The sequence below is a fragment of the Halorubrum sp. AJ67 genome (assembly GCF_000513435.1).
Window position 1 is genome coordinate 74,076 of sequence record NZ_CBVY010000012.1, and the last position, 4,810, is coordinate 78,885.

The 4,810-nt window shown below is 66.4% G+C and carries 3 protein-coding genes and 1 pseudogene; 1 reads left to right on the forward strand and 3 read right to left on the reverse strand.

Features of this window, described 5'->3' with window-relative positions:
• From BN903_RS10670 to BN903_RS10680, 3 genes and pseudogenes are all read right to left on the reverse strand, one after another.
• Positions 1-742: pseudogene (locus tag BN903_RS10670) on the reverse strand (ammonium transporter); the annotation flags it as partial.
• A 497-nt stretch (positions 743-1,239) separates the two neighbouring features.
• Positions 1,240-2,271 (reverse strand): DNA repair and recombination protein RadA, encoded by a 1,032-nt coding sequence (radA, locus tag BN903_RS10675; RefSeq protein ID WP_048077714.1) that lies wholly within the window; start codon positions 2,269-2,271, stop codon positions 1,240-1,242.
• Between the two features lie 196 nt (positions 2,272-2,467).
• Entirely contained in the window at positions 2,468-2,968 is a 501-nt protein-coding gene (locus BN903_RS10680; protein ID WP_008585285.1) for an amino acid-binding ACT domain protein, read from the reverse strand.
• Between the two features lie 178 nt (positions 2,969-3,146).
• Between BN903_RS10680 and BN903_RS10685 the strand changes: the two genes are divergently transcribed.
• The coding region (locus BN903_RS10685; protein WP_079890641.1) for an ATP-dependent DNA helicase at positions 3,147-4,810 on the forward strand (1,664 nt) is incomplete at its 3' end.

The window sequence follows — 4,810 nt, forward strand, 5'->3', positions numbered from 1 at the left end:
GCGACCGACCGACGCGTAGCCCGCCGAGCGCGAGTTCCCCGGCGTCGGTGACCGAGAACACCGTCGCGGTCGTGCCGACGTTGAAGCCGTACCAGCCGAACGCCAGGATGAGGGTCCCGAGCACCGCGAACGTCATCGAGTGACCGGGGATGACGTTCGAGGAGCCGTCCTCGGCGTAGCGGTCCATCCGCGGACCGAGCACGTACGCCGCCGTGAGACCGGCGATGCCGCCCATCCCGTGGACGATCATCCCGCCCGCGAAGTCGGTGAAGCCGAGGCCGCCCCCGCCGAGGAAGCCGCCGCCCCAGGTGATGCCCGCGACGACCGGGTAGATGACCGCCGAGATGGCGATCGTGTACGCCACGTACGCGCGGAGCTTCGCCCGTCCGGCGACCGCACCGGAGACGATGGTGGCGGCCGTCATCGCGAAGACGGCACCGAACAGCCAGCTGTTGACCCAGCCGCCGTCACCCAGGGCGGACGCCGCTGAGAAGCCGCCGCCGGCGGAGAGTCCCTCGACGCCGAACCCGACCAGGAAGTAGACGAGGACGCCGACACTCCACGTCAGTAGGTTCTTGGTGAGCTGGTTGGCGACGTTCTTCGCGCGCACCTGCCCCGCTTCGAGCATCGCGAAGCCGGCGTGCATGAAGAAGATGAGGAAACAGACCACCGCGACCCACATGAGGTTCACGCCCTCGGCGAGGACGCTCGGGTCGATCGAGGCGAGTACGGCACTCGTCACGCGTCGGTCACCTCTACTGAACGCACGTCCGATTCAAAACGCATCTTGCTCGGATTCATGTGTTGAATCACGTCTCGACTCCCGGGAACGACTATATATAAACGTTCGAGTTGGGTTTCACAAAAAATACTCTTGATAATACGACGGCTGTCAGATATAAAGACGACCATGCGGAATATAAGGACGTTTATCGCCGGATTCTACGGCAAGCGTTGCGACCGAATCGGACGGTTGTTGTGTCAACTGGACGAATAGTATGGGCCGATCGGCCGCGATCCGCCGTCCCAACGCGGCCCGCGACCGACCGTGGCGAGTATTGCCACACTGGAGTTCGCCGACGGCCGGTGTTACGCGTTGTACCGACCGGTATCGGACGTTTCAGGGCGTGAGTAGATAAATTGACGTTCGTCAACCGACTTCGCCATCGGCCGATTCGATCGCGCGACCCGCGCCGATTTCCGTTGGTTTCGCGGCCGTCGCAGACGGAGAACCGCCCGTTACTCCGGCTTCAGCCCCTCGTTCTGGACGCGCATCACGGCCTCGCCGTCGGCGAGGTTCGGCGCGTCGACGAGCCGAACGATCCGCTTGTCGCCCTTCGACTTCCGGAGGTAGATCCGGAACGTGGAGGCGTGACCCAGGATGTTGCCGCCGATCGCCTGCGTCGGGTCGCCGAAGTAGGAGTCCGGGTTCGACGCGACCTGATTCGTGACGAGGATGGCGGTGTTGTACAGGTCGCCGAGCCGCATCAGGTCGTGGAGGTGTTTGTTGAGCTTCTGCTGTCGCTCCGCGAGTTCGCCCCGGCCGACGTACTCCGCGCGGAAGTGCGCGGTGAGCGAGTCGACGCAGACGATCCGGATCGGCCACTCCGTCTCCTCGTGTTCGCCGGCCAGCTCCTTCGCTTTCTCGGCCAGCAGGATCTGGTGGTTGGAGTTGAACGCCTTCGCGACGTGGATCTGAGCCAAGAACGCGTCGACCAAGTCCTCCAAGGCCTCCTCGTCGCTCGGGGTGCCGTCTATCTCGCGGCGCTCCATCTCGTCTGCGAGGATCTCGTCGTCCAGCCCGCGGACCATGTCGTCGATCCGCTCCGGCCGGAACGTGTCCTCGGAGTCGACGAAGATGCAGCCGCCCTCCAGCCCGCCGTTCTCCTTCGAAAGCTGGACGTTGACCGCCATCTGGTGGGTGACCTGCGACTTGCCAGCGCCGAACTCGCCGTACACTTCCGTGATCGACTGCGTCTCCATCCCGCCGCCGAGCAGGTCGTCGACCTCGTCGATCTGCCACGAGAGCTTGCCGATCTCCTGACGGCGTTCGAGCACGGTCGCGCCGGTCTCGAAGCCGCCGACGTCGGCGGCCTCGCGGGCGGCGTTGATGATGTCGCTGGCGGACGACTCACCGATGTCGGCGGTGTTCGACATCTCGCCGGGGCTGGCGACCGCGATCGACTGGTAGCTCTCGAATCCGTTGTCCACGAGCTTGTCCGCGGTCGCGGGGCCGACGCCGGGGAGGTCCTCGAGTTCGTCTTCAGGCATGTACACGACCCTTGTCCGGCATTGGGTATAAAGACTGGTTTACACCTTAGTGGAAGTGAAATCTCGGCTGCGTCGCCGCTCGGTCGTGGCTCGCCATCTCTCAAAAGCGCTCGTCGGGACGATCGGATCTACCGGACGGTGAAACTGGTCGGCGGCGGGAGCCGCGACCGCCGGTCCCGGGACCTGCGTCGCCCGCTCAGAAACCGACGCGGCGGACGTAGTCGAGGTCACGTATTTCCACGAGCAGGTCGCCCGGCAGCTCGGCGTCGGTGATCACGTACAGCTTCGGGTCGTCGGTGAACTCGGGGTCCTCGCTCAACACCTGCCGGATCGAGACGCCGCGGTCGCCCAAGATGGACGTGACCTCGGCGACGATCCCGGCCTCATCGGCGGCCGCGACCTCGATGGTCAGCACCGTGAGATCCAAGACCGGGGCCAGATCCATCAGGCTCGGGATCGACGAGATGTTGGTGAAGATGCGCTTCAGCTCCGGGTCGGCTAAGATTGCGTCGGTCGTCGAGTCCACCACGCGCCGGTCCACGTCGAGTTCGCGCGCGATGCCGGTGTAGGGGATCTCGATCCCGCCGGAGACGACGCGCCCCTCCTCGTTGACGGAGAAGCCGCGCTCCAAGAACAGTCGGATGACGGCCTGCTGGCTCGGTGACCCCTCGAACTTCTCGAGGATCTCGTCGAACATTCGTCTCCCGATGCTCGCCGTGCGCTGTTAAATTGGCGGGTGTATCGCGGGCGTCCGCCGATTCCGCCGGCGCACACTGTGCCGTCCGACCGGCGCGAACGACCCTCGGTTCCGCGGCGCGAACCACTTCCGCCCCGCCACCCGACCCCTTTTGCCCGATGACGCCGAACCCCACCCCGTGTCAGAGTCGCCGCACCTGCGGTTCTTCCCCTACGAGGAGCCGTACCCGAACCAGCGCGAGGCGATGGACAGGGTCGCCAACGCGTTAGACCGGGGGCAGGACGTGCTGTTCGAGGGCGCGCCCGGGACGGGGAAGACCCTCTCCGCGCTCGTGCCCGCGCTCGAACACGCCCGCGAGCACGACCGCACGGTCGTCATCACGACCAACGTCCACCAGCAGATGCGGCAGTTCGTCGAGGACGCCCGCGCGATCACCGACGAGGAGCCGATCCGCGCGGTCGTCTTCAAGGGGAAGTCGTCGATGTGTCACATCGACGTCGACTACCAAGAGTGCCAGACCCTCCGGGACACTACCCGCGAGATGGTGGAGACGGAAAACGAGGTCCGCGAGCTGGAGTCGCGCCAGCGCGAGCTGCTGGCCGAGAGCCGCGAGGGCGACGCGAGCGCCGCCGAGGCCCGCGAGGCGATCATGGAAGAGTTAGACGAGCTGGAGAGCGAAATCGACGAGTACGACGCCGCGAACGTCTGCGAGCACTACCGAAACAACCTCACCCGCGACACCGACGAGTTCTTCGGGTGGCTCTTCGAGGACGTTCGGACCCCCGATGACGTGTACGCGTACGCCGACGAGCGCGAGCTGTGCGGCTACGAGCTGCTGAAGGAGGGGATGGAGGGCGTCGACCTCGTCGTCTGTAACTACCACCACCTGCTCGATCCGAACATCCGCGAGCAGTTCTTCCGCTGGATCGACCGCGATCCCTCGGAGATCATCACCGTGTTCGACGAGGCGCACAACATCGAGGACGCCGCCCGCGATCACGCCACCCGGACGCTCACCGAGAACACCCTCGACGCCGCGCTCGACGAGGTGGCCGACAGCGACGACTCCCGCGCGGAGCCGGCCGAGAACGTCCTCCGTGCCTTCCGCGACGCCCTCGTCGAGACGTACGAGGACGGGCTCGGCTTCGGCGGGGTCGACGAGAACTGGGAGGACGTGTCGATCGCCAACGACGACCGCCGCGACGACCTCACGCTCGCGTTCCTCCGCAACTACGAGGGGAACGGGATCGACACGGAGACGGAACTCGCCGTACAGCTCGGGCAGGCGATAGACGAGGAGTACGATCGCCGCTACCGCGACGGGGAGGCGACGACCCGGTCGGAGTCGCAGACGCTCGCGGCCGCCCGGTTCGTCTCGACGTGGATGGAGGACGGCACCGAGTTCGGACAGTACCCGGTGGTCTCGGTCCGCCGCGACGCCGCCACCGACGAGGTGTACGGCCGGGCCGAGCTGTACACCTGTATCCCGCGGAACGTCACCAGCGAGCTGTTCGACGAGGTGGCGGCCTCGGTCCTGATGAGCGCGACGCTACGTCCGTTCGACGTGACCAAGGACGTGCTGGGGTTAGAGGACGTCGCGTCGATGGCATACGGGATGGGCTACCCCGAGGCGAACCGCCGGACGTTCGCCGCCGACGTGCCGCCGCTTTTCGCCTCCGACCGCAACGACCCGGAGACGCAGGCGGCGGTGGCGTCGCTGCTCCGCGACGCGATCCGATTCACGCCCGGCAACACCCTCGCCTTCTTCCCGTCGTACGCGGAGGCGGAGCGCTACCACGAGCGGCTCGCCGGCGCGGCCGGCGGGAGCGGCGTCGACGTGCG